The sequence below is a fragment of the Pseudomonas sp. SDO52101_S400 genome (genome assembly GCF_054071635.1).
In genome coordinates this window covers 44,547-67,996 of the sequence record NZ_JBSVWF010000007.1, presented here as the reverse complement: position 1 = coordinate 67,996, position 23,450 = coordinate 44,547, and the positions used below count along the sequence as shown (strand labels likewise).

Annotated in this window: 18 protein-coding genes and 1 tRNA gene; 3 read left to right on the top strand and 16 right to left on the bottom strand. The window is 59.4% G+C overall.

Translation table 11 applies throughout. The features are described 5' to 3' along the window. Positions 1-21: 21 nt before the first annotated feature. From pqqB to rpsU, 12 genes are all read right to left on the bottom strand, one after another. Positions 22-933: a pyrroloquinoline quinone biosynthesis protein PqqB gene (gene pqqB, locus ACW9HX_RS05205; protein WP_457379747.1), complete on the bottom strand. Its 912-nt coding sequence runs from the start codon at positions 931-933 to the stop codon at positions 22-24. 84 nt (positions 934-1,017) lie between these two features. After that, on the bottom strand, positions 1,018-1,092 hold the full coding sequence (gene pqqA, locus ACW9HX_RS05200) for a pyrroloquinoline quinone precursor peptide PqqA (RefSeq protein WP_003444522.1): 75 nt from the start codon (positions 1,090-1,092) through the stop codon (positions 1,018-1,020). Between the two features lie 159 nt (positions 1,093-1,251). Further along, the gene (gene pqqF / locus ACW9HX_RS05195) at positions 1,252-3,678 is read right to left on the bottom strand and encodes a pyrroloquinoline quinone biosynthesis protein PqqF (RefSeq protein WP_457379746.1); all 2,427 of its coding nucleotides are present in this window, start codon (positions 3,676-3,678) and stop codon (positions 1,252-1,254) included. Positions 3,679-3,716: 38 nt separating this feature from the next. After that, the gene (locus tag ACW9HX_RS05190) at positions 3,717-4,511 is read right to left on the bottom strand and encodes a carbon-nitrogen hydrolase family protein (RefSeq protein ID WP_457379745.1); all 795 of its coding nucleotides are present in this window, start codon (positions 4,509-4,511) and stop codon (positions 3,717-3,719) included. 12 nt (positions 4,512-4,523) lie between these two features. Then, entirely contained in the window at positions 4,524-6,206 is a 1,683-nt protein-coding gene (locus ACW9HX_RS05185) for a flavin monoamine oxidase family protein (protein WP_457379744.1), read from the bottom strand. Between the two features lie 146 nt (positions 6,207-6,352). Then, complete coding sequence (locus tag ACW9HX_RS05180; protein WP_457379743.1) at positions 6,353-6,814, bottom strand: Lrp/AsnC family transcriptional regulator; 462 nt, start codon at positions 6,812-6,814, stop codon at positions 6,353-6,355. Positions 6,815-7,108: 294 nt separating this feature from the next. Next, positions 7,109-7,684, bottom strand: coding sequence for a PBECR2 nuclease fold domain-containing protein (locus ACW9HX_RS05175; RefSeq protein ID WP_457379742.1), 576 nt, complete (start codon positions 7,682-7,684; stop codon positions 7,109-7,111). Positions 7,685-7,887: 203 nt separating this feature from the next. Then, a tRNA-Ile gene (locus ACW9HX_RS05170) sits at positions 7,888-7,964 on the bottom strand. Between the two features lie 15 nt (positions 7,965-7,979). After that, positions 7,980-11,726, bottom strand: coding sequence for a bifunctional diguanylate cyclase/phosphodiesterase (locus ACW9HX_RS05165; protein WP_457379741.1), 3,747 nt, complete (start codon positions 11,724-11,726; stop codon positions 7,980-7,982). A 126-nt stretch (positions 11,727-11,852) separates the two neighbouring features. Then, the gene (rpoD, locus tag ACW9HX_RS05160) at positions 11,853-13,700 is read right to left on the bottom strand and encodes an RNA polymerase sigma factor RpoD (RefSeq protein WP_457379740.1); all 1,848 of its coding nucleotides are present in this window, start codon (positions 13,698-13,700) and stop codon (positions 11,853-11,855) included. 67 nt (positions 13,701-13,767) lie between these two features. After that, complete coding sequence (gene dnaG / locus ACW9HX_RS05155; RefSeq protein ID WP_457379739.1) at positions 13,768-15,741, bottom strand: DNA primase; 1,974 nt, start codon at positions 15,739-15,741, stop codon at positions 13,768-13,770. 480 nt (positions 15,742-16,221) lie between these two features. Then, on the bottom strand, positions 16,222-16,437 hold the full coding sequence (gene rpsU, locus ACW9HX_RS05150) for a 30S ribosomal protein S21 (RefSeq protein WP_002551877.1): 216 nt from the start codon (positions 16,435-16,437) through the stop codon (positions 16,222-16,224). A gap of 199 nt (positions 16,438-16,636) precedes the next feature. On the opposite strand from rpsU, the gene tsaD reads away from it, so the two are divergent. Beyond that, a complete protein-coding gene (tsaD, locus tag ACW9HX_RS05145) occupies positions 16,637-17,662 on the top strand; it encodes a tRNA (adenosine(37)-N6)-threonylcarbamoyltransferase complex transferase subunit TsaD (protein WP_039768071.1) in 1,026 nt (341 codons plus the stop codon). Between the two features lie 23 nt (positions 17,663-17,685). On the opposite strand, the gene plsY is transcribed toward tsaD, so the two are convergent. Beyond that, positions 17,686-18,255, bottom strand: a complete 570-nt coding sequence (gene plsY / locus ACW9HX_RS05140) for a glycerol-3-phosphate 1-O-acyltransferase PlsY (protein ID WP_457379738.1) — start codon at positions 18,253-18,255, stop codon at positions 17,686-17,688. Between the two features lie 74 nt (positions 18,256-18,329). On the opposite strand from plsY, the gene folB reads away from it, so the two are divergent. Both folB and folK read left to right on the top strand, forming a co-directional pair. After that, the gene (gene folB, locus ACW9HX_RS05135; protein ID WP_016772885.1) at positions 18,330-18,686 is read left to right on the top strand and encodes a dihydroneopterin aldolase; all 357 of its coding nucleotides are present in this window, start codon (positions 18,330-18,332) and stop codon (positions 18,684-18,686) included. Continuing rightward, positions 18,677-19,198 (top strand): 2-amino-4-hydroxy-6-hydroxymethyldihydropteridine diphosphokinase, encoded by a 522-nt coding sequence (gene folK, locus ACW9HX_RS05130; protein ID WP_457379737.1) that lies wholly within the window; start codon positions 18,677-18,679, stop codon positions 19,196-19,198. The genes folB and folK overlap by 10 nt, the downstream gene beginning before the upstream one ends. A gap of 42 nt (positions 19,199-19,240) precedes the next feature. Here folK and ACW9HX_RS05125 read toward each other — a convergent pair whose 3' ends face one another. The 3 genes from ACW9HX_RS05125 to ACW9HX_RS05115 all read right to left on the bottom strand — a co-directional run bounded on the left by ACW9HX_RS05125 (position 19,241) and on the right by ACW9HX_RS05115 (position 23,364). Beyond that, the gene (locus tag ACW9HX_RS05125) at positions 19,241-20,470 is read right to left on the bottom strand and encodes a multifunctional CCA addition/repair protein (RefSeq protein WP_457379736.1); all 1,230 of its coding nucleotides are present in this window, start codon (positions 20,468-20,470) and stop codon (positions 19,241-19,243) included. Positions 20,471-20,533: 63 nt separating this feature from the next. Next, on the bottom strand, positions 20,534-22,096 hold the full coding sequence (locus tag ACW9HX_RS05120) for a SpoVR family protein (protein ID WP_457379735.1): 1,563 nt from the start codon (positions 22,094-22,096) through the stop codon (positions 20,534-20,536). Continuing rightward, on the bottom strand, positions 22,093-23,364 hold the full coding sequence (locus ACW9HX_RS05115; protein WP_201136428.1) for a YeaH/YhbH family protein: 1,272 nt from the start codon (positions 23,362-23,364) through the stop codon (positions 22,093-22,095). The genes ACW9HX_RS05120 and ACW9HX_RS05115 overlap by 4 nt, the downstream gene beginning before the upstream one ends. Positions 23,365-23,450 lie beyond the last annotated feature (86 nt).

Genomic DNA, 23,450 nt, shown 5'->3' with positions numbered 1-23,450 from the left:
TGCGGTTCTCCGGGCCATTCGTTACAGGACAATGCTCATGCCGTCATACGCCACTTCAACATTGCGCCGAGCCAGTTCCGCGCGCTCCGGGGAGTCTTCGTCGAGAATCGGGTTGGTGTTGTTGATGTGGATAAGCACCTTGCGCTGCTCGGGAAGCTGTTCCAGCACTTCGAGCATGCCGCCGGGGCCGTTCTGGGCCAGGTGGCCCATTTCGCGACCGGTGCGGGTGCCGACACCACGGCGCTGCATTTCATCGTCGTCCCACATTGTCCCGTCCACCAGCACGCAGTCGCTGCCCGCCATGATTTCCAGCAGCGGCGCGTCGACCTTGCCCAGGCCCGGGGCGTAGAACAGTTTGCCGCCAGTGCTGAGGTCTTCGACGATCAGGCCGATGTTGTCGCCCGGATGCGGGTCGAAACGGTGCGGCGAGTAGGGCGGTGCGGCGCTGCGCAACGGCAGTGGGGTGAAGCGCAGGTTCGGGCACGCGGTGACGGTGAAGCTCTGGTCGAGTTCGATGCGATTCCAGTCCAGGCCGCCGTTCCAGTGCTTGAGCATGGTGAACAGCGGGAAACCGGTGCTCAGGTCTTCGTGGACCATGTCCGTGCACCAGACCTGATGCGGGCAGCCTTCGCGCAGGCTGAGCAGGCCGGTGGTGTGGTCGATCTGGCTGTCCATCAGGATGATCGCGCTGATGCCGGTGTCACGCAGGGCTCGGCCCGGTTGCATCGGGGCGAAGCTCTGAAGCTGCGCGCGGATGTCCGGCGAGGCGTTGCACAGCACCCAGTTCACGCCGTCATCGGAAATCGCGATGGACGATTGGGTACGGGCCTGGGCATTCAGGCTGCCGTCGCGAAAACCGGCACAATTGACGCAGTTGCAGTTCCACTGCGGAAAACCGCCACCGGCGGCCGAACCCAGAATCTGGACGAACATGAACGCTCCATCATTTCAACGCTGAAAATAAAACGCCCCGGCGAGCCGAGGCGTTGCACTGCAGTGTTCTGCTTGAGGCAGGACTCAGCGGCTGGCGAAGTACATGGTGACTTCGAAGCCGATGCGCAGGTCGGTGTAAGCAGGTTTGGTCCAAGCCATCGGGTGATTCCTTCTTCAGGTGGGTGAGATAGCGCTATCCATAGGTATAGTCCACGGCAGCGCAGGGATGTTCCAAATAGTTAGGTGGCTATGTTACTCAAAATTTCAGGGGGTTTGCCCGTGAATCTTTGAGAAAGCTCCTTGCAGCCCCGGTAATGATCAATTTGCCGCTTGCCATGGCGCGCCCGGCGCAGGGCTGGTGGACAGACAGTGCCAGCCGCCTTCGGCGCGGATCAGGCGCTGTGCGGCGGCTTGCAATGCCGGGCGATCCAGCTGACCGATGGCCTTGCTCAGTTGATCCAGGTAATCCGACGAGTGGCCCGCCAGTTTTGCCTGCCAAAGAAGTTCGGCAGCGTCTTTGCCGGGCAGGGCATCGGCATCCAGATGCGCGGCGAGGATCTGGCGCTGCTCGACAAACAGGGCGTCATCGATTTTCTCGATCAGCACGGGAATGCCTTCGATAAACGCTTGAATGTGGCCTAGCAGCTGCTCAGGAGTGACTGTCGGCGATTGCACGCCGAACTGCCATCCACTCTGGCCGTGCACTTGTCTGAAGGCACTGAACACCGCGTATCCCAGCTGCAACTCGCCCCGTAGCCGCTGATAGAACGGCGTGTGGCACAGGTGCGCGAGAAAACGCCACGCGGCTTCTTCGGCTATGTTCGGGCTTGCGGTCGGGCAGAACAGCAGCAATGCGTGCTCGCTGGAGGCGGTGACGATCTGACTCCATCGGTATTGTGTGTGGATTGCCGACCGGGTTGGTAATTCGTTGTCTGGCTTGCCTGGAATGCGACTCAGGGCCAGACCCATTGCCGATTGGGTCTGGGCATCGAGACCCAGGGCCAGGCCATCCCAACGGGAAGTTGTCCACAGCTGATTGGCGTCGTCGGATTGCGCGACCTCTAGAAGACAGTGCTCGGGCCATGCCTTGAGCAATTGGCGGATCGGCATCGACGGCACTTCCGGCTCGTTTGTCGCGGAATCGGCGTCAACTTGCGTCAGATATTTCAGCGCATGCTCCAGGACGCCGGGTAGTGCGTCCTGCAGACCGGTCACCTTCAACAGCCACTGATTCCCCGTGGTGCTGAACGACAACTCGACCCCGGCCTGACGCGCGTCGTCAGACACGTCCCGCAGACTGCATTGCAGCTTTGCTTGCAGCTCGGCCGTAGCCGCCGCTTCCATCTGCCAGCGCACATACACCGCACCTTCGTCACTGTTATCCGGCAGCGCCTGGCTGAATTGCATCGGCGAGCGTTCACGACGGCTGCGCGAGCGATCCTGAGCAAACGTGCGCAGGCCACGGTGGGCGCTGGTCTGGCCACGGATCAGGCCGGCGTTGGCCAGTGGTTCGGCAGTACGCAAAAACGGGTTGGCGGCGGGCAGGTGCCAGTGGCGGCTGAAGTTATCCACAGTACCGATTTTGCCGAGAATCGCTTTGAGCGCCGCAACGGCCGATTCGGACAAGCCGCTTTCGAGTTGCTCGCTATCGAGCCGCGCCCGTTGCAGTGCGCCGCTGGCTTGCTGCTGACGCTTAAGCTGCGCCGCATATTCCTCACGCAATACCGGCCAATCCTGCTGTGCCGCGAAGAAACTCAGCCAATCCAACCATTGCTCGCGAATGACGTCGAGCGACCCGCTGGGCGTGGCGAACTCAAGATGCAGCAAGGCTTGCCCGGAAAACTGGTATTGCACGCAGGCCTGCAAGCCATTCGCGAGACTTTGCTGTTGTAAATGGGCGAGTAACCCGCCGGGTTTGGCGCTGTTCAACCAGTGACAGAGAAACGCCAGTGCTTCGGCCGACGACTCCGGCAAGTCTTCCAAAGCAAACAGCAGATTGCTGCGTCGATCACCGACCTGTTGATAACTTGTCTGTGGGTTGTCCATCAAGCGAACGGGAGCTGCCTGTGCAGTTTTATCCCCAGCCGGCAGCGCGGCGGCAAACTGTTCGGCCAGTGTTCGCAGCTCTTCAATGCTCTGTGGCCCGACCAGACTCAGAGTCATCTGCCCGGTTCGATAAAACTGCTGATGGAATTCTTTCATTGCCTGCTGAAAATCCGTTTGTTCTACCGGCAGGCTGTCGCGGTTTCCGGCATGAAAGCCGCGCAACGGATGCGCTGCCGACAATCCCTCAAACAGCGCCTCTTTTTGCTGAGCCGCAGCATCTTGCGACCACGCGACAAACTCTGCCTGCAGCACTTCCCGTTCCCGCAACTGATCGTCCGGATTCATACGTGGATGGGCGAGCATGTCTGACAGACGCTCCAGCCCACCGCTGAAGGACGTTGGCGGCAACTCAAAGAAGAAATCGGTGGTGCGCTCGCGAGTGCTGGCATTTACCTGGCCGCCGTGACCCTGCACATAGGCCATCAGGCCTTGGCTCACTGGAAAACACTCAGTGCCAAGAAACAGCAAATGCTCAAGGAAATGTGCCAGCCCAGGCCACGCCAACGGTACGTCATGGCTACCGGCAGCCACCCGTAAGGCGGCAGCACTGCGCTTCAGGCCGGGAGCGTGACGCAGGGTCACGCGCAAGCCGTTAGCCAGGGTTTCGGTATGGGGGCGGGGGTGAGTCGGCGCAGGCATGGGCACTTCCAGAACAGTGAAGTGCCAATGCTAGCGGATTAGCGCTTGTTGAGCGCGTCGTAAAGTTCGGGACGACGGTCGTTGAAGTAGCGATTGGCGCTGCGGGAGTCGACCATCAACTGGCGATCCAGCTCACCGACGATCAAGGCTTCATCCAATCCGGCCTGGGCGATACGGCTGCCATCCGGCGCGGCAATGCTGCTTTGCCCGCAGTAATGGATATCGCCTTCGTGGCCGCAGTAGTTGGCGTAAGCCACGTAGCACTGGTTTTCGAAAGCGCGGGAGCGCACCGAAACGTCGGCAATGAAATCGAAAGGAATCATGTTCGCGGTCGGCACCAGAATCAGCTCGGCGCCCTCAAGGGCCAGGCGCCGGGCGTTTTCCGGGAATTCCAGGTCGTAGCAGATCAGGAAACCGAGCTTCCAGCCGTTGAGCTCGACGATGGGAAACTCGCCATCGCCGGGGCTGAACATCGAACGATCCAGATCGCCGAACAGATGCGTCTTGCGGTAATTGCACAGGCGCTCGCCGCTCGAATCGATCAACTGCACAGCGTTGTAGATCTGTCCTTCGGCGGTGCGCTCCGGGTAACCATAAAGGATCGCCAGGCCGGCAGCCTTGGCGATCCGTCCGACTTGCTGGGCCCATTCACCGTTGTAGACCTCGGCCAATGTCGCGACCGCCTCCTTGCCGATGTTGTAGCCGGTCAGGAACATCTCCGGCACCACCAGCAGGTCGGCTCCTTTGGCCTCCATCGCCAGTTGTTGCAGGCGCTGAAGGTTAGCGGCAGGTTCCAGTGGCAGCGGTGGGCATTGGTAAAGGGCTACACGCATCAGGGATTCCTCTTACTCGGGCAGGGCGATCGGGCCGATGTCGTTGAACACATCACCCGGGCCGGGGTTCTCTTTATGGGTGGACCCGCCAAAGTGCTTCATGATTCCCCACACCGCGTTGAGCGACGTTTGCACCGCGCCTTCCACCCAGGCCGGCGTCCACGAAACGTCGTCGCCGGCGATGAAAATTCCGCGCTGCTCCGGCGGCATGTCGTCCTGCATGAAGTGCGCGTACATGCGCTGGTTGTAGCGATAGTGGCCGGGCAGGGCGCCCTTGAACGCACCGAGGAAATGCGGGTCGGCTTCCCACGACACGGTGATCGGATCGCCGATGATCCGCGCAGCGATGTCGACTTTCGGGTAGATCTTCTTCAAGGCATCCAGCGCCAGTTTCACGCGTTTTTCTACCGGGTGCGGGAGCATTTTTAGCGCATCGCTCATCCACGAGTACGACAGGCAGATCACGCCCGGCTTGTCGTCGCCGTTGTCGAACAGGTAAGTGCCACGGGTCAGGCGATCAGTGAGGGTCATGCTCATCAGGTCGCGGCCGGTTTCCGGGTCCTTGTCCTTCCAGAACGGGCGGTCGACCATCACGAAGGTCTTCGACGATTGCATGTAGCGAGTGCGGTCCAGGGCCATCCACATCTTTTGCGAGAACAGGCTTTCGTCGCATTCGATCTGGGTGGTCAGCAGCCAGCTCTGGCAAGTGGTCAGTACGGCGGCGTATTCGCGGGTGTCGCCGTTGTTGTCGGTGACGGCGAAACGTCCGTCAGGCGCGTGGGCGATTTTCTTCACCCCGGAGCGCGGGGCGCCATGGTGCAACGACTTGAGGCTGGTGCCTTGCGGCCAGTGTACGCAGCGTTCCGGTGCATGACGCCAGATGCCTTGCGGCACTTGTTCCACACCGCCGACCACCAGATGCTGGTGATCGTCGCAGTTGGTCATCACCACACGGAAGATTTCCAGCATCGAGTTGGGGAAGTCCGAGTCCCAGCCGCCGGTGCCGAAACCAACCTGGCCGAACACCTCGCGGTGATGGAACGACAGTTTGGCGAAGGCTTTCGACGTGGCGACGAAGTCGTAGAACGTGCGGTCGTCCCACAGAGGCACGAGGGTGTTCCACAGTTCTTTGAGGCGTGGCACGTCGCGGTCGCGGATTGCTTGCTGGATATCGGCGAACTGCGAGCCGGCCTCCAGAGCGTCGGCCCAGGCGTCAGCCACTTCCTGGAACAGTGCAGGAAGATCCTTCAGGCTCTGTGCGTAATGGGTTTTGCCTTCCAGGTCGATCACGGTGCTGCCGGAGGCCGGCGTCAGCGGGTTGGGGAAGGGCTTGGTTTCCAGGCCGAGCTTGTCGACGTAGTGATAGAACGCGGTGGACGATACCGGGAAGCGCATGCCGCCGAGCTCGGCAACAATACCATCGGTGCCGTTGAACGCTTGGGAGCGCAGGCGACCGCCAAGCTTCGAGGCCTCGTACACTACGGGTTTCAGACCGAGCTTCATCAGCTCGTAAGCCGCCACCAGACCCGCAATGCCGGCACCGACAATTGCCACTTCGGCACCGTGGTTGTGCTCGGGAATGCTGCCCAGCCCGGCCGGGTGTTCGATCCAGTCGTCGAAGGCGAAAGGAAAGTCCGGGCCGAAAATGGTGATCGGTTTCTTACCGTCTGCAGGATGGCGATTGTTCTTGTTCATGGCTGACCTTGCTGGCGACCCGACGCTGGATGCGCGTCTGAGTATAGGAAAAGATGCCAGCCATTCTAGGGAGCGTAGAACACGTTAATAAGACGCAATGTGTCGTCGCTTTGAGTGTTAGTGCTGCAATATGACGAGTGCGAAGATCAAACTGGATGCCCGCGATCGATCTTGCTGCTGAGGATGATCGACGTCGTGGTCTTCTCTACACCGTCTACGCTGCCGATCTGATCGAGAAGCTGATCGAGCTGTTCCGGTGAGTCCGTCCGCAGCCACGCCACGTAATCAAATTCGCCACTCACCGCGCACAATTGCTGCACCTGCGCCATCGCACTCAACCGCCGCAACACCTCTTTGCCGGAGCGCGGCTGCACCTTGATCCCGACGTAAGCCTGCAATCCGCCGTCCACTACGCGCTGACCCAGCCGCACGCCATAACCGGTGATGACCTTGGCCTTTTCCAGCCGTGCCAGTCGCGAAGTCACGGTGGTGCGGGCGATCCCCAACTGCCTGGCCAGCATTGCCACGCTCTCGCGGGCATTGATTTGCAGGGCAGCGATCAGTTGGCGGTCGATTTCATCGAGCGCGGGTGGGCGGATGTCGGGCAAGGGCAGGCTCCAGCAGTACGGATCAATGGGGTCGCATGTTACAGGCTCGCCAGGCGGGGCGCTTGTGAGCGCTGATAGAGCGGCGGGGGATTAGGCAGTCACCGGATCGGGGGATTTTACTGATACAAAAGAACAGACAAATAATTTGACTTGCCTGCTTCCTTTATCAAAAATGGCCTCAAGAGCGCGAAATCTGCTGCCTTGCAGGGCTTCAGCAGACGTAGGTACCTCAGCGATGCTGCAACATCGGTGTAAGGTGAGACCTCTTCATCCCATTTCCTGAGGATGCCAATATCAGGATTCAAATATTCGAGGGGAGCCAACAGGCTCCCCTTTTTGTTTGTCCTGAAGAACGTATCTCTTGTAGAGAAGTTCGCCCTGGCGGTGCTTGTTCATCGCTCTTGCCGGGGCATGCATGAAGTTCCACAGGACATGTCCGTGCCTGACATCTACCACCACGAGCATGTCATTCTTTGCCTCGTAGGCATTGATGAAGGCCATGCGGTATCCGCCGTTGTCGTACAGCACTCTCCATATTTCAAACGGTCCCGTCAGCGTATCAATCGCATGCCGAACGTAGCGCTCTCGTGAGTCAGCGCGTTTTTCGACGATGTGGGCGAGTTTGTCCCTCATGACCGCAACGTTTCCGATCGGGGTGAGGATGGTGACTGCGAGCAACGCCTCATCGATGAATCCGAAGTGAGCCAGGAGAATCCTGAGGGCTCCTTGCGCATCGTCTGCCCTTTTCACTTCATCAATTGCGGCCGAGCGAAGCTCCCTGGCCAGTGTTCGCAGGTCGGGCAAAGCTAAGTCGATCCATGTTTGTTGGCCACCTGATTCTTTTATCAGTGGCGCAGCATTCACGAGCATGAAAGTAATCCTTGGCGAACAGCGGCGCCCGGAGATTACTCGCTCGGAGAAAAGGCCGACAAGGCTGAAAACTGAGTGAAAACACCGCTTGGGAAATTACCTACAGACCTTGCGGTAGTCTTCCGAATATTGCGCTTGTAACGACCGAAATCGCCAAACGAAAGGCGAAAAAAAGCCGCACATATGCGCGGCTTTTTCATGTTTGGTGGGCCCACACGGACTTGAACCGTGGACCAAAGGATTATGAGTCCTCTGCTCTAACCAACTGAGCTATAGGCCCTCAGTAGGCCGCGGATTATAGCGACGGTTTCTCGGCTGTGCTATCCGAAAAATCTGATACGGCTATACGAAGAAACGTTGCGGCGAATTCCTCGGGGGGCAGCGGCAGGCTGACGATGTAGCCCTGGATCTGTTCACAGCCTTCGGTGGCGAGGAATTGTTGTTGGGCCTGGGTTTCCACGCCTTCGGCGATCACGGTGAATTGCATGCTGCGGCCCAGGGCGATGATGGCGCGGACAATCGCCGCGTCGTGCGGATCGTCGGGCAGGCCGCGGACGAAAGACTGATCGATCTTGAGGATGTCCAGCGGCAGGCGCTTGAGGTAGCTCAGCGAGGAATAACCGGTGCCGAAGTCGTCGATGGCCAGTTGCACGCCGAGGTGTTTGAGCTGGTGCAGCACAGCCAGCGCCTCTTCAGCCTGGCTCATGATGAAGTTTTCGGTAATTTCCAGTTGCAGTAAATCCGGCCTGAGGCGGTTGTCCTTGAGCAGTTGCTCGATGCGTCCCAGCAGATTCGGCTGACGCAATTGTGCGCCGGCGAGGTTGACCGAGAGCGGGCCGAGGGACTCGTAGATCTGGCCCCATTCGAACATTTGTCGGCAGGCCGTTTCGAGTACCCAGTCGCCGATTTGCAGAATCATGCCGTTCTCTTCCGCCAGCGGTATGAAATGCTCCGGCGGCACTTCGCCAAAGGTCGGGTGACGCCAGCGGATCAGGGCTTCGGCACCGACCAGGCTGTGATCGTCGAGGCTGATTTTCGGCTGGTAGTAGAGGTACAGCTCTTCGCGCTCGATGGCCCGGCGCAGTTCATGTTCCAGCGCCACCCGTTCGCTGGCCTGGGCGGTGAGGTCGCGGGTGTAGCTTTCGACACGGTTGCGGCCCTTGGCCTTGGATCGGTACATCGCCGCATCGGCATTCTTGATCAGGGTGGCGACGTCGCAGCCGTCACGGGGATAGAGGCTGGTGCCGATGCTGGCGCTGATGAAAAACTCGTGCTCGCCCGCCTGGAACGGTGCGCCGAAGCAGTTCAGCAGTTTGGTGGCAATGTTGTCGGCATCACCGGCCTGTTGCAGGCCGGGCAGCAGGATGATGAATTCGTCGCCCCCCAGCCGCGCCACGGTATCGATATCGCGCAGTTGCTCTTTGAGGCGTACGGCGATGCCCTTGAGCAGCAGGTCGCCAACCGGGTGTCCGAGGCTGTCGTTGATGTGCTTGAAGCGGTCGAGGTCGAGGAACAACACCGCACCCAGACCACCGTTTTCCTGCTGGCCGTTCAATGCCGTCAGCAGGCGGCTTTCAAACAGCGTGCGGTTTGGCAGGCCGGTCAGCGGGTCATGATGGGCCTGATAGTCGAGCTTGGCCTGGGCGTGCTTGAGGCTGGAAATGTCGGCGAATACCGCGACGAAGTGGGTGATGAACCTGTCGCGATTGCGCACGGCGCTGATGGTCAGCCAGCTGGGGTACAACTCGCCATTCTTGCGCCGGTTGGAAATCTCCCCTTGCCAGTGGCCTTCGTCGGTCAACTGATGCCACATCGCCGCGTAAAACGCGCTGTCGTGCAGCCCGGAAGCCAGCAGGCGCGGGGTATGGCCGAGCGCCTCGCTTTCGCTGTAGCCGGTTATTTCGGTGAACGCGCGGTTCACTGCACTGATGTGCTGTTGAGTGTCGGTAATCAGTACGCCTTCAGCTGTGCTCTCGAATACGGTTGCGGCCTGTTGAAGTTTTTCCTGCATCAGGTGGCGCTCGGTGATGTCCCGGGCGATGGTCAGCATGCAGTCTTCGTCGCCGATCGGCAGTGGACGGCTGGACACTTCGCAGAGGCGTATCTGTCCGTCGCTGCGGCGAATATGGCAGGTGAAATCGCGGACGAAACCATCACGGTGCAGCAGATCTAGCATCTGTTTGCGTTCGTTGAGGTTGACCCAGATTCCAAGGTCCAGCGCCGAACGATCCACCGACATGGCGCTGTTGAAACCGGTGATTCGGCTGAAGCCTTCGTTGACTTCCAGCAGCAGGCCATCGCTTTGGCGCGACAGCAGCAGGCCATCCGGTGAGGCGTGGAAGGCCTTGGCGAACTTCTCTTCGGAGGTTTGCAGTTGTTGCTGGGTTTCCTTGAGCTGGGAAATATCGCGCACCACTACGACCAGTGCCGGTGTCGTGTCGAGTTCGAACGGTTCGGCGGAAATCAGCCCGGTGAACACCTGCCCATTGTTGCGACGAAAGGGCATCTCCAGGTTGCGAATGCTGCCGGCCTGCAGGCGCTGAAGCAGACCCGGCCCGACACCGGGAATGCCCCAGATATTGAGTTCGGTGGCGGTCTGGCCGATGACTTCTTCGGCTTTCAGTCCGATCTGCTCTTCAAAGGCTTCGTTGACCTCCAGCAGACAGCCGTCTGACAGCCGTGCAATCACCAGGATGTCCGGGCATTGCTGGAACACTGAGGCGAATTTCTGCTCCGACAGGCGCAGTGCTTCTTCGGTGCGCTTGGTTTCGCTGATGTCGATCATCAGGCCACGCATGACCGGCTCGTGGCCGTGCTCTATCAGGCTGACAATGTCGCGCACCCACAAGCAACGACCGTCAGCGGTGATGACCCGGTAATCGAGGCTGTGATCGCGCCCGGCGAGCACTTCGTGATCGCAGAAACTTTGCGCGCGTGTCAGGTCTGCCGGGTGGATGATGTTGCGCCAGAAGCCCGGAATCAGCCAGTGCGACAGTGGATAGCCGAGCAGATCCTCGGCATGGGGAGAAACGTAGCTATAGGTGAAATCGCTGATTCGCGCTTCCCAGGCAATGGCCGACAGGCTCTCCACGAGTCCGCGATAGTGGTATTCGCTGCTGCGCAGTTCCTGTTCGAGGTCGATCCGCCTGGCGATTTCCGAGCTCAAGCGGCGATTGATGCGGATCACCACTGCCAGGATGATCACCAGCAGCAACAGGCCAGGCAGACCGTAGACCAGAAGATCCGACCAGAATGTCCGATGATCGAGGACGTTACCTACCCAGTGTTCCTGGATGCTGCTGATTTCTTCCGGGGACATGTCGGCCAGGACTTTATCCAGGATGCTCACCAGCATTTTGTTGTCCCGAGGCACCCCCATTGCCAGTTGATAGCGATACGGGGTTTCGCCGCTGACATACAGTCCGTCGAGTTTGAGTTGGCGAAGGCTCCAGACGCTGGAGGCCAGATCACCGACTACTGCGTCTACTTCGTCGGTGGCCAGGGCCTGCAGGGCCGAGCTGACATTCGGCATGGCGACCAGATTCAGGTCGGGATGGTGGGTACGCAGCAATTCGTGCGGTGCGTAGTTCTCGACGACGGCGATCTTTAGACCGTACAGATCCTCGATCTTGCGTGGTTGCGGGCCGCCGACGTGGGCGAGGATGACGATCGGAAAGTCGAGGTAGGGGCGGGTGAAGGACAGGTAATTTTGGCGCTCCGGTGTGGACATGATGCCTGGAAGCAGATCGATCTTGCCGCTTTTCACCTGTGCAAGCACCTCTGTCCAGCTCGACGGTTCGATTGGAGTGAGTTTGATCGTCAGACGCTGACGGATCACGTCGATATAGTCCGCCGCCAGTCCCTGATAACGGTTCTGGTCATCCCGAAATTCGAAAGGTGGCCACGACGCATCGACACCCAGGCGCAAGTCCGGGTGAGCCGCCAGCCAGCTACGTTCTTCATCGGTCAGAGTCAGCGCGTCAGCCGTTGCGGTCCAGATCATCAGTGACAGCAAAAAAAGCACGGACGCCAGTCTGGGCATAACGGTCTCGTTATGGCTCGGGGGAATGTTTCGAGTGTAGACGGGCTGTGCGCGGGGGAAGGGCGATGCGAGGTAATTAATCTGCTCTAAAAACAAAACCCCCGGCCTGGGCCGGGGGTTCTGGTGTCACTCGTCGAGGAAGGAGCGCAGATGCTCGCTTCGCGTCGGATGGCGCAGCTTGCGCAGCGCCTTGGCTTCGATCTGACGGATCCGCTCGCGGGTCACGTCAAACTGTTTGCCAACTTCTTCGAGCGTGTGGTCGGTGTTCATGTCGATACCGAAACGCATGCGCAGTACCTTGGCTTCACGGGCAGTAAGGCCGGACAGTACTTCGCGAGTCGCTTCTTTCAGGCTCTCGACAGTGGCGACATCGATTGGCGACTGCATGGTCGAGTCTTCGATGAAGTCACCCAGATGGGAGTCTTCGTCATCACCGATCGGGGTTTCCATGGAGATCGGCTCTTTGGCGATCTTCAATACCTTGCGGATCTTGTCCTCAGGCATCTCCATGCGCTCACCCAGCTCTTCCGGGGTCGGTTCGCGACCCATTTCCTGCAACATCTGGCGGGAAATACGGTTGAGCTTGTTGATCGTCTCGATCATGTGCACCGGAATACGAATGGTGCGGGCCTGGTCGGCGATCGAGCGAGTGATCGCCTGACGGATCCACCAGGTGGCATAAGTCGAGAACTTGTAACCACGACGGTATTCGAACTTGTCCACCGCTTTCATCAAGCCGATGTTGCCTTCCTGGATCAGATCGAGGAATTGCAGGCCGCGGTTGGTGTACTTCTTGGCGATGGAGATCACCAGACGCAAGTTCGCTTCAACCATCTCTTTCTTCGCGCGGCGGGCTTTCGCCTCACCGATCGACATGCGACGGTTGATGTCCTTGATCTCGGCGATGGTCAAACCGGTTTCGGTTTCCAGCGCGGTCAGCTTTTGCTGGCAACGGATGATATCCGGTTGCACACGGGCAATGGCTTCGGCGTACTTGCTCTTGCCTTTGGCCAGGGCGTCAGACCAGCTTTCGTCGACTTCGTTGCCCGGGAACTGGCGCAGGAAGTCGGCACGCGGCATACGTGCATCACGTACGCACAATTGCATGATCGCGCGCTCTTGCTGACGCAGGCGATCCAGGGCGCTGCGAACACGCTCGACCAGGGCTTCGAATTGCTTCGGCACCAGTTTGATCGGCATGAACAGCTCGGCCAGGGCCAGCAACTCGGCAACGGCTGCCTTGTTGTGGCGACCGTGCTTTTTCAGCGCCTTGCGGGTGATTTCCATCTGGTCAGCCACGGCGCCGAAACGCTGGGCAGCGATGACCGGATCCGGACCGCTTTCGGCTTCTTCTTCGTCATCGGAAGCTTCGGCGTCATCGTCGTCGGTATCGTCGTCGGCTTTCGCCGCTTTCGCATCGATTGGCGGTGGCACTTCGGCGGCCGGCGGCGTAATGCCATCGTCCGGGTCGATGTAACCGCTCAGAACGTCGGACAGGCGACCGCCTTCGGTTGTGACCCGCGTGTACTCGGAGAGAATGTGGTCAACCGTGCCCGGGAAGTGCGCGATCGCGCTCATCACCTCACGGATGCCCTCTTCGATACGCTTGGCGATTTCGATTTCGCCTTCACGAGTCAGAAGCTCGACCGTACCCATTTCACGCATGTACATGCGCACTGGGTCAGTGGTGCGACCGATATCGGTCTCCACCGCTGCCAACGCAGCGGCTGCTTCTTCCGCAGCGGCCTCGTCGGTATCGGCGTCGGCCAACATAAGGGCGTCCGCATCCGGAGCACTCTCGTGTACGGGGATCCCCATGTCGTTAATCATGCGGATGATGTCTTCCACCTGCTCAGGATCTGAAATATCCTCGGGCAGGTGGTCGTTGACCTCGGCGTAAGTCAGATACTTCTGCTCACGACCCAGTTTGATCAACTCAATAATACGAGACTGCTGTTGCGCTTTTCCGGACATAACACCCTATCCACTGAAGGTCTTGGCGGGCAAAAAACAAGCCGAGGATTATACCTGAGCTATGACCTCACGCGCCAGTTGAGGTCGGGTTTGATGCAGGAACATCCCTTTTAAGCAACTCGAGCAGCAAAGATTTTTCTTCGGCGCTCAAATCGCTTTGACGTGATTTCCTGGAAAGTTGTTCCAGCTTTCGCTCGCGCTGGCGGGCTGACAAGCTAGTTATGGTGTCGAAAAACTGTTGTTCAAGGTTTTCTCCGTTGATCAGCCACTCCTTTTCTGCAAGGCGGGTCAGCAATCGACCCTGCTCGGTGCCGTGCCATCGCGAGATCAACTGAAAAGAGTTTAGCTGAGGATTCTTTTGTACGGCTTCCAGCGAGGCCACCAGAAGCTGGGTGTTGGTATTGTCTTCGTCCGCGAAATGACTGGCGGTCTCGACTTTCAGGGCCAGCTGCGGGTGGTGGATCACTGTGCGCAGGGCGGCCATGATCGGTGTTTCGACGGCGGCCGGTACTCGCGGGGCACGCGGCTGATCGCGATCACCACCACGCTTGCCATTTTTGTCCCAGGGTTTCTTGTCCCATTTCTTGCCGCTGGCGCCGGGTTTCTTCGGCGTCCATTCCTGCTGCGGCACATACATGTCCTGTGCCTGTGCCTGCGGCTGATGGTAGTCGCTGTAGTCAGGTATTGCGTCGTAATCGATGCCAGGATCGTAGGCTGGCGGTGCTTCCTGTGGTGCATTTTGGGCCAGTTGGCTGACGGTTTCGCTGCTCAGGCCGGTGATTTCGGTCAGGCGCTGGCGCATCAGAATCCGCAGATTGGCGCCCGGCACCTTGTCGATCAACGGCGCGGCGAGGGTGGCCATGTGCGCCTTGCCTTCGAGCGAGCGGGGGTCGGCCTCTTCGGTCAGTTGCTGGAAGAAGTAGTCTGCCAGTGGTTGTGCGTGCTGATTGATTCGTGCCCGGAAAGCGTCAGTGCCTTCGGCGCGGATCAAGGTGTCCGGGTCTTCGCCTTCGGGCAGAAACAGGAATCGCGCGCGGCGACCGTCCTGCAGGCTGCTCAGCGTGGCTTCCAGCGCGCGCCATGCGGCGTTGCGGCCGGCCTGGTCACCGTCAAAGCAGAACAATACGTTCGGCACTACGCGAAAAAGACGTTTCAGGTGTTCTTCGCTGGTGGCTGTACCCAGCGTCGCGACGGCATTGCGCAGGCCTTGCTGGGCCAGGGCGATGACGTCCATGTAGCCCTCGACGACGATGATTTCGTCGAGGTTGCGGTTGTTCTTGCGTGCTTCATAAAGGCCGTAGAGTTCCTGGCCTTTATGGAATACCGGGGTTTCCGGTGAGTTCAGGTATTTCGGCTTGTCGTCGCCGAGGACTCGGCCACCAAAGGCAATGATGCGCCCACGGGTATCGCGGATCGGGAACATCACGCGATCACGGAAACGATCATAGCGTTTGCCGGTTTCGGCGTTTTCGATCAGCAGGCCGGCGTCGATCATGGCCTTCTGTTGCAGGGTGTCGCTGCTCAGGTGCTTGAACAGATTGTCCCAGCCCGGCGGGGCAAAACCCAGGCCGAAGTCTCGGGCAATCTCGCCGGTCAGGCCGCGGCCCTTGAGGTAGTCCACGGCGGCCTTGCGCGCCGGGTGGCTCTTGAGCGCCTGGCGGTAAAAGTCGGCGGCAGCGGTCAATAGAGGATAAAGCGGCGAATCAGTCGGCTGTCGCGGTTTGTGCGAACGGCCGCCCTCTTCGCGCGGGACTTCCATGCCCGCAGCCTTGGCCAGGTCCTCGACAGCTTGGGGGAAGTCCAGGTTGTCGTGATCCATGAGAAAACCCAGTGCGTTGCCGCCGGCGCCGCAACCGAAGCAGTAATAGAACTGCTTGTCGGGGCTCACGCTGAACGATGGGGTCTTCTCTTTGTGAAACGGACAGCAGGCGGTGTAGTTTTTGCCGGCCTTCTTCAGTTGCACGCGCGAGCTGACCACGTCGACGATGTCGGTGCGGTTCAGCAGGTCGTCAATGAAGCTCTGGGGAATCAGCCCGGCCATGGCGTTCTCGTCTGCGCTGTAATAGGTCCGATGCGAAGGGCGGCCGGACGATAATGGTGTGAGGCGCGCAAGAAAAGTGCGGCTCGACCAGTGTCGTTGACGTATTCGCTGTCGGGAAGTGTATCTGCCGAAAATCCACTGACGTTAGTACTCATCAGTCTTCGACTATTTGAAAGTGTTGCGCTGAATCCGCTGACGGCCGGTATGCTGGCCTCGGATAGCTCATGAAACGGGCACGCAAGCAGGTGCCTTGGGCTGATCGTCGTAAGAGGAATCAGTGGGTGTGCTCGTCAGTAGCCTTGAAAGGCTCGTCAGAAAAGACGTGCACCGCTGGCAAAAGAGCCAGGCCTGACGCGGTGAAGCGGATTTGTCTCGGTCGCGTGTGCGGCTTCGACGGTGAAGCATCAAGCGTTTTACGCAAATGCCATAAGCCCGGCTGAGGGCCGGGCTTGGCAGAAGCTTGCTACGATCGTCTGTGTATTAGTACAGACGAACGGCGCGGCGCTGTTCGCGCTGAACTTTCTTGGCGTGACGCTTAACAGCGGCTGCTGCCTTGCGCTTACGCTCAGAAGTTGGCTTCTCGTAAAATTCGCGGCTACGAACTTCAGCCAGTACACCGGCTTTTTCGCAGGAGCGCTTGAAACGACGCAGAGCTACGTCGAAGGGTTCGTTCTCTTTAACTTTGACGGCTGGCATCCAGAGCTACCTTCATTCATTACCGGGGTCAACATCCTCGCGGCAAAAGAGCACTTGAAGACGTCGGTTTTTAAGGGTTGCGGATGTTAACCCCTCAACGCTCGGAATGCAAAGCCTCTGATCGAAAACCGCTGGTCGGGGCATCCATCGGCGACTATTATGCGCGCCTTCGAATTCAGCCTAAACAAGGCGCAAACCCATGCTAGTACTGGGATTAGAAACCTCCTGCGACGAAACCGGCGTCGCGTTATACGACAGCGAACGCGGTCTGCTGGCCGACGCGTTGTTCAGTCAGATCGACCTGCACCGCGTCTACGGCGGTGTGGTGCCGGAGCTGGCCTCGCGCGATCACGTCAAGCGCATGCTGCCCTTGATTCGTCAGGTGTTGGCCGAGGCCGACTGCGTGCCGACCGAGATCGACGCTATTGCCTACACCGCAGGTCCCGGCCTTGTCGGTGCGTTGTTGGTAGGTGCTTCATGCGCCCAGGCGCTGGCGTTTGCCTGGGGCATTCCGGCGCTTGGTGTGCACCACATGGAAGGCCACTTGCTGGCGCCGATGCTGGAGCCAAAACCGCCGGAGTTTCCGTTCGTCGCTTTGTTGGTCTCCGGTGGTCATACGCAGCTGGTTCAGGTCGATGGCATCGGCCAATACAGCCTGCTGGGCGAAACGCTCGATGACGCGGCAGGCGAAGCTTTCGACAAGACCGCGAAGATGATGGGCCTCAATTATCCGGGTGGTCCGGAAATCGCCAAGCTGGCAGAGAAGGGCGTCGCAGGACGTTTCACTTTCCCGCGTCCGATGTGCGATCGTCCGGGGCTGGATTTCAGCTTCAGCGGCTTGAAGACCTTCGCTCTCAATACCTGGCAGCAATGCGTCAGCGCCGGGGACGACAGCGAGCAAGCCCGTTGCGACATCGCGCTGGCGTTCCAGCAGGCCGTGGTGGAGACTTTGACCATCAAGTGCAAGCGTGCGTTGAAGCAGGCCGGCATGAAGCGTCTGGTGATCGCTGGCGGCGTCAGCGCCAACAAGGCATTGCGTGTATCGCTGGAGAAAATGCTCGGCGACATGAAGGGCGATGTGTTCTATGCCCGTCCCGAATTCTGCACCGACAATGGCGCGATGATTGCGTTTGCCGGTTGTCAGCGTTTGCAGGCCGGCCAGCAGGAAAGCCTGGCGATCAGCGTCCAGGCGCGCTGGCCGATGGAGCAGTTGTCGGCGTTGTGATGAGCGGCGCTCACGTGCGGTATTTAAAAATGCCGTTCGCGCCCGGCAAACAGGTCGCGTAGATTGCCCCGGTGGCGCCAGACGATCAGCAGTGTAAGCGTGCTCATTGGCAGCAATGCCTCCGGCTCCTGCCAGGCCAGCAACGGCAGTGTCAGGGGCGTGGCGATCAGCGCTGCCAGCGAGCTGGTGCGGGTCAGATAGAACGTCAGCAGCCAGGCGCACACGGCCAGCAGCGCGGCAGGTGGATACAGGCCCAGCAGCATACCGGCCGCCGTGGCAACTCCCTTGCCGCCGCGAAAGCGGAAGTACAGCGGGAACAGGTGACCGATCACGGCGCAGACGCCGATCCAGGCCTGATCCTGCAGCGAAAGACCCGCTGTCGACGCGATCAGCACCGGCAGCAGGCCTTTGCACAGATCACCCAGCAGGGTCAGGATCGCCAGTTTGCGACCGGCCAGGCGCAGCATGTTGGTGGCACCGGCATTACCCGAGCCACTCATTCGCGGATCCGGATTTCCGGTCAGGCGGCTGAGCAAAATGGCGAAGGACAGCGAGCCGAGCAGGTAGGCGAGGATCGCCAGTAACCAAAACATGCTAACTATTCCGGGCGAGGACGCCCTGATTCTAACGGCGCATTGCGCCCTTGTCGTGCAGCGGAGAAAAGTGCTTGGACAGAGTGTTTATCGAGGGCCTGGAAGTCGACACCGTAATCGGTGCCTACGACTGGGAGCGCGGCATCCGACAGTGTCTGCGACTTGATCTGAGCTTCGCCTGGGACAATCGCCCGGCTGCTGCCGGTGACGACCTGACCCTGGCACTCGATTACGCCAGTGTTTCCACACGGATTCAGGCCTTTGCCGAGCAGGCACAGTTCCAACTGGTCGAGACATTCGCCGAGCGTCTGGTCGAAGTGCTGATGGCCGAATTCAAGATCACCTGGGTGCGTCTGAAGCTGACCAAGCCTGGCGCGGTCCCGGCTGCCAAGGGTGGTGTGGGCGTGGAGATCGAGCGCGGATGTCGCTGACTCAGGTCTATCTCGGGCTCGGTAGCAATATCGAGCGCGAAACCCATTTGCGCGCAGGTCTGGATGCCCTGGCCGGTTTTCTGGTGGATATCCGCTGTTCGGCGGTGTTCGAAAGTCAGCCGGTGGGGATCAAGAGCGGGCCTTTCTACAACTTCGTGGTCTCGGCGTTTACCGATCTGCCGTTGATGGAGCTGGATCGCCGACTGAAATTCATCGAGGCGGATAACGGTCGCTACGCCCCGGATCGCAAGGGGTTGCCGCTGGATATCGACGTTTTGCTGTACGGCGAGCTGGCAGGCAATTTCGACGGGCTGATCCTGCCCCGGGCCGAAATTCTGAAAAATGCTTTTGTGCTGTGGCCGCTGTCGCTGATTGCACCGGATCGTGTACATCCAGGCGTGGGAAAAAGCTTTGCCGCGTTGTGGGACGAAGCGCAAATCGATCAGGTGTTGGCACCGGTCGGGTTTGAATGGCACGGCATTCAGCTTACGCCTCCAGATCTATTGAGCTGACTGACGCCATCGCGAGCAGCCTCGCGATGGCGTCAGGTGTTCTCAAAAAGAAGCTGATTCCTTGTAAGCCTTCAACGCCTTGAGCCGTTCGCGCTTGAGCGCTTCGCCCAGTTCAGGGCCCTTGTAACCCTTCTCCAGTAGCGGTTGTACCGCAACGCACCGGGCAGCGCTGGCTGCGCCGCGCAGGTAATCTGCCTGTGGATAACTGCGCTGCTCCAGTCCCTTGCGTCCTCGAGCGTCCATCTCGCACGCCACAATGAATTCCTCGAAGCGTTGTGGTCGGCGATAAACATCAAAGCTCTGCAGCAATTCCAGCAAGGTTGACGCCTTCAGCTCCAGCGCACGATGGCTGTGAGTGTGGTACTGGCCGACCAGCAAGGCCAGTTCCTGACAATCCTTCGGTGCCTTGAAGCGTTCGTTGACGGCTTTGATCAGCTTCAGGCCTTTGTGCTCATGGGCGATGTGCCGTGGCCATTCATCCTGCGGAGTCAGTCCTTTGCCGAGGTCGTGCAGCAGGCAGGCCCAGCGCACCGTCAATGGTTGCTGGTGCAGGGCGGCTTGCTCTAGCACGCTCAGCGTGTGAATGCCGCTGTCGATTTCCGGGTGATGGACTTCGGGTTGCGGTACGCCGAACAGAGCATCGACCTCCGGCATCAGCACTTTCAGAGCGCCGCAATCGCGCAATACCTGAATGAACACCTGCGGCTGATTTTCCATCAGGGCACGGGAAATCTCTTTCCAGCTGCGTTCGGCCGTCAGGGCCTCCAGTTCGCCGGATTCGCTGAGCTGACGCATCAATTCCAGCGTCTCCGGTGCAACCTTGAAACCAAGCTCTGCATAGCGGGCCGCAAAGCGGGCAACGCGCAAGACTCGTAGAGGATCTTCGGCGAACGCGGGTGAAACGTGACGAAGGATGCGATCTTCGAGATCGCGCTGGCCATGATAGGGATCCGTCAGGTTTTGCTGATCGTCCTCAGCCATGGCGTTGATCGTAAGGTCGCGGCGGATCAGGTCTTCTTCGAGCGTGACCTCGGGACTGGCGTGAAAGGTAAATCCGCCATAACCGCGACCGCTCTTGCGTTCGGTGCGGGCGAGGGCGTATTCCTCGCCGCTTTTGGGGTGAAGAAACACAGGGAAATCCGCGCCTACCGGGCGAAACCCTTTGGCGAGCATTTCTTCTGCGGTGGCGCCGACCACCACCCAATCGATATCGGTGACCGGTTTGCCCAGCAGGCGATCACGTACTGCGCCGCCGACCTTGTAAATCTGCATAAAAAACCTCCGTTGGCCCGACAGGATAACCCTTGCGCCGGACTTTCGGAGGCCAGAACGGGATCAAAGATGAATGACGGCCAGATCGAGCCGACCGTAATCCCCTTCGCCGTGTTCGTTGCGCGGCGGTACATGGTGGGTTTTCATGATCTGGTCGCCCTGCAGGGTTTCCAGATGAATGTCGAAACCCCATAACCGGTGCAGATGCTTGAGTACCTCTTCGGTGGAATCACCCAGCGGTTTACGGTCGTGCTGCTGGTGACGCAGGGTCAGTGAGCGGTCGCCGCGCCGGTCGATGCTATAGATCTGCACGTTCGGTTCACGGTTGCCGAGGTTGTACTGTGCGGCCAGGGTCTCGCGGATGATCCGGTAGCCGCCCTCGTCATGAATGGCGGGCACCAGCAGATCGTCCTTCTGGTCGTCATCGAGGATGCTGAACAGTTTCAGGTCGCGGATCACCTTGGGCGAGAGGTACTGCAGGATGAAACTCTCATCCTTGAAGCTGCTCATGGCGAACTTGATGGTCGACAACCAGTCAGTGCCGGCTATTTCAGGGAACCAGCGGCGGTCTTCTTCCGTCGGCTCTTCGCACATGCGCCGGATGTCGCGGTACATGGCAAAACCCAGTGCGTACGGGTTGATGCCGTTGTAGTAGGGGCTGTCGAAACCTGGCTGGAACACCACGCTGGTGTGGGACGTGAGGAATTCCATCATGAAGCCGTCGGTGACCAGCCCTTCGTCGTACAGGTCGTTCATCAGCGTGTAATGCCAGAATGTCGCCCAGCCCTCGTTCATCACCTGGGTCTGGCGCTGTGGATAGAAATACTGGGCGATCTTGCGCACGATCCGCACGATCTCGCGTTGCCAGGGTTCCAGCAGCGGCGCGTGTTTCTCGATGAAATACAGGATGTTTTCCTGAGGCTCGGCCGGGAAGCGTGCATTGTCCTTGTCGCTGTATTTGTCCGCGCCTTTGGGGATGGTTCGCCACAGGTCGTTGATCTGCTTCTGCAGATGCTCTTCGCGGTCCTTCTGCCGGCGCCGCTCCTCCTCGGCGGAAATCGGATAAGGGCGTTTGTAGCGATCGACGCCGTAGTTCATCAAGGCGTGGCAGGAATCGAGCAGGTCCTCGACCGCGTCGATGCCATGGCGCTCTTCGCACTGCATGATGTACTGCTTGGCGAACACCAGGTAGTCGATGATCGAGCTGGCATCGGTCCAGGTGCGGAACAGGTAGTTACCCTTGAAGAAGCTGTTGTGGCCGTAGCAGGCATGGGCCACCACCAGCGCCTGCATGCAGATGGTGTTTTCTTCCATCAGGTAGGCGATGCACGGATCGGAGTTGATCACGATCTCGTAGGCCAGCCCCATCTGCCCGCGGCTATAGGACTTCTCGGTGCTGAGGAAGTGTTTGCCGTAGGACCAGTGGTGATAGCCCAGCGGCATGCCGACCGACGCGTAGGCATCCATCATCTGCTCGGCGGTGATCACTTCAATCTGGTTGGGATAGGTATCAAGAGCGTACCCGGCCGCGATCCGGGCGATTTCGCGGTCATAGGTCTGGATCAGCTCGAATGTCCATTCGGAGCCTGTGGAAATGGGTTGGCGCTTCTGCTCTTTGGCGGTCATGTCACTAACCTGCGCTGGAAGAGTTCACGGAAGACCGGATAGATATCTCCGGCCGAGACCAGCTGCTGCTGGGCAAAAGTGTCAGAAAAGGCTTCGGCGATGCGTTCGTACTCGTACCACAGGGCCTGATGTTCGCGCGGGGTGATCTCTACGTAAGTGTAGTACTGCACAAACGGCATGATCTGGTTGATCAGGATGTCGCGGCAGATCGGCGAATCGTCGTTCCAGTTGTCGCCGTCGGAAGCCTGGGCGGCGTAGATGTTCCATTCGTTGCTCGGGTAGCGCTCGGCCATGATCTCCTGCATCAGTTTAAGTGCGCTGGAGACGATGGTGCCGCCGGTTTCCCGCGAATAGAAAAACTCTTCTTCGTCCACTTCCCGGGCGCTGGTGTGGTGGCGGATGAACACGACGTCGATCTTGTCGTAGTTCCGCTTGAGAAACAGGTACAGCAGGATGAAAAAGCGTTTGGCGATGTCCTTGGTCGCCTGGGTCATGGAGCCGGAGACGTCCATCAGGCAGAACATCACGGCTTTCGAGCTGGGGTTCGGTTGTTTGATCAGCAGGTTGTACTTGAGGTCGAAGGTGTCGAGGAACGGCACCCGATGGATGCGCGCACTGAGTTTCTCGATTTCGGCTTCGAGATCCTGGATGTCACCGAAGTTGTCCGGTTCTTCGCGTTTCAGGCGCGCCAGTTCTTCCTTTGCTTCGCGCAGTTTGGCGCGGCTGCTGCCGGACAGCGCGATTCGCCGTGCGTGGGCCGAGCGCAGTGTGCGAATGATGTTGATCCGGGACGGATTGCCCTCGTTGCTGATCCCGGCGCGGACCGTCTTGAAGGTGTCAGTGCCGCTAAGGTTGCGTTTTACCAGGTTTGGCAGTTCGAGGTCTTCGAACATGAACTCGAGGAATTCTTCCTGGGTGATCTGGAAGACGAATTCATCCATGCCTTCGCCGGAGTTGCCGGCCTTGCCCGGTCCGCGACCGCCGCCGCCTCCCGGTGGGCGGGCAATATGTTCGCCAGCGGTGAACTCCTTGTTGCCGGGATGAACCACGGTCTGCTTGCCGCCACGGCCGTGGTGAAGCACCGGTTCGTCGATGTCGCGACCGGGAATACTGATCTGCTCGCCGTGCTCCATGTCGGTAATGGAGCGCCGGCTGACCGCCTCTTCGACAGCCTTCTTGATGTGGTCACGGTAACGCCGCAGGAAGCGCTGACGGTTCACCGTGCTCTTGTTCTTGCCATTGAGACGTCGGTCGATCACATAGCTCATGACTGCTCCTTAGAAGCTGTCCTGCAAAGGGGCGAGCGGTCATGCAGCGTTGAACCGAATGCCAAGGGACGCACACACTCCCCCAA

Bases quoted from the DNA above. Each gene is read 5' to 3' on its own strand.
- pqqB (WP_457379747.1), bottom strand. From the start codon at position 933: ATGTTCGTCCAGATTCTGGGTTCGGCCGCCGGTGGCGGTTTTCCGCAG.
- pqqF (WP_457379746.1), bottom strand. From the start codon at position 3,678: ATGCCTGCGCCGACTCACCCCCGCCCCCATACCGAAACCCTGGCTAAC.
- ACW9HX_RS05190 (WP_457379745.1), bottom strand. From the start codon at position 4,511: ATGCGTGTAGCCCTTTACCAATGCCCACCGCTGCCACTGGAACCTGCC.
- ACW9HX_RS05185 (WP_457379744.1), bottom strand. From the start codon at position 6,206: ATGAACAAGAACAATCGCCATCCTGCAGACGGTAAGAAACCGATCACC.
- ACW9HX_RS05175 (WP_457379742.1), bottom strand. From the start codon at position 7,684: ATGCTCGTGAATGCTGCGCCACTGATAAAAGAATCAGGTGGCCAACAA.
- ACW9HX_RS05165 (WP_457379741.1), bottom strand. From the start codon at position 11,726: ATGCCCAGACTGGCGTCCGTGCTTTTTTTGCTGTCACTGATGATCTGG.
- rpoD (WP_457379740.1), bottom strand. From the start codon at position 13,700: ATGTCCGGAAAAGCGCAACAGCAGTCTCGTATTATTGAGTTGATCAAA.
- dnaG (WP_457379739.1), bottom strand. From the start codon at position 15,741: ATGGCCGGGCTGATTCCCCAGAGCTTCATTGACGACCTGCTGAACCGC.
- rpsU (WP_002551877.1), bottom strand. From the start codon at position 16,437: ATGCCAGCCGTCAAAGTTAAAGAGAACGAACCCTTCGACGTAGCTCTG.
- tsaD (WP_039768071.1), top strand. From the start codon at position 16,637: ATGCTAGTACTGGGATTAGAAACCTCCTGCGACGAAACCGGCGTCGCG.
- plsY (WP_457379738.1), bottom strand. From the start codon at position 18,255: ATGTTTTGGTTACTGGCGATCCTCGCCTACCTGCTCGGCTCGCTGTCC.
- folK (WP_457379737.1), top strand. From the start codon at position 18,677: ATGTCGCTGACTCAGGTCTATCTCGGGCTCGGTAGCAATATCGAGCGC.
- ACW9HX_RS05125 (WP_457379736.1), bottom strand. From the start codon at position 20,470: ATGCAGATTTACAAGGTCGGCGGCGCAGTACGTGATCGCCTGCTGGGC.
- ACW9HX_RS05120 (WP_457379735.1), bottom strand. From the start codon at position 22,096: ATGACCGCCAAAGAGCAGAAGCGCCAACCCATTTCCACAGGCTCCGAA.
- ACW9HX_RS05115 (WP_201136428.1), bottom strand. From the start codon at position 23,364: ATGAGCTATGTGATCGACCGACGTCTCAATGGCAAGAACAAGAGCACG.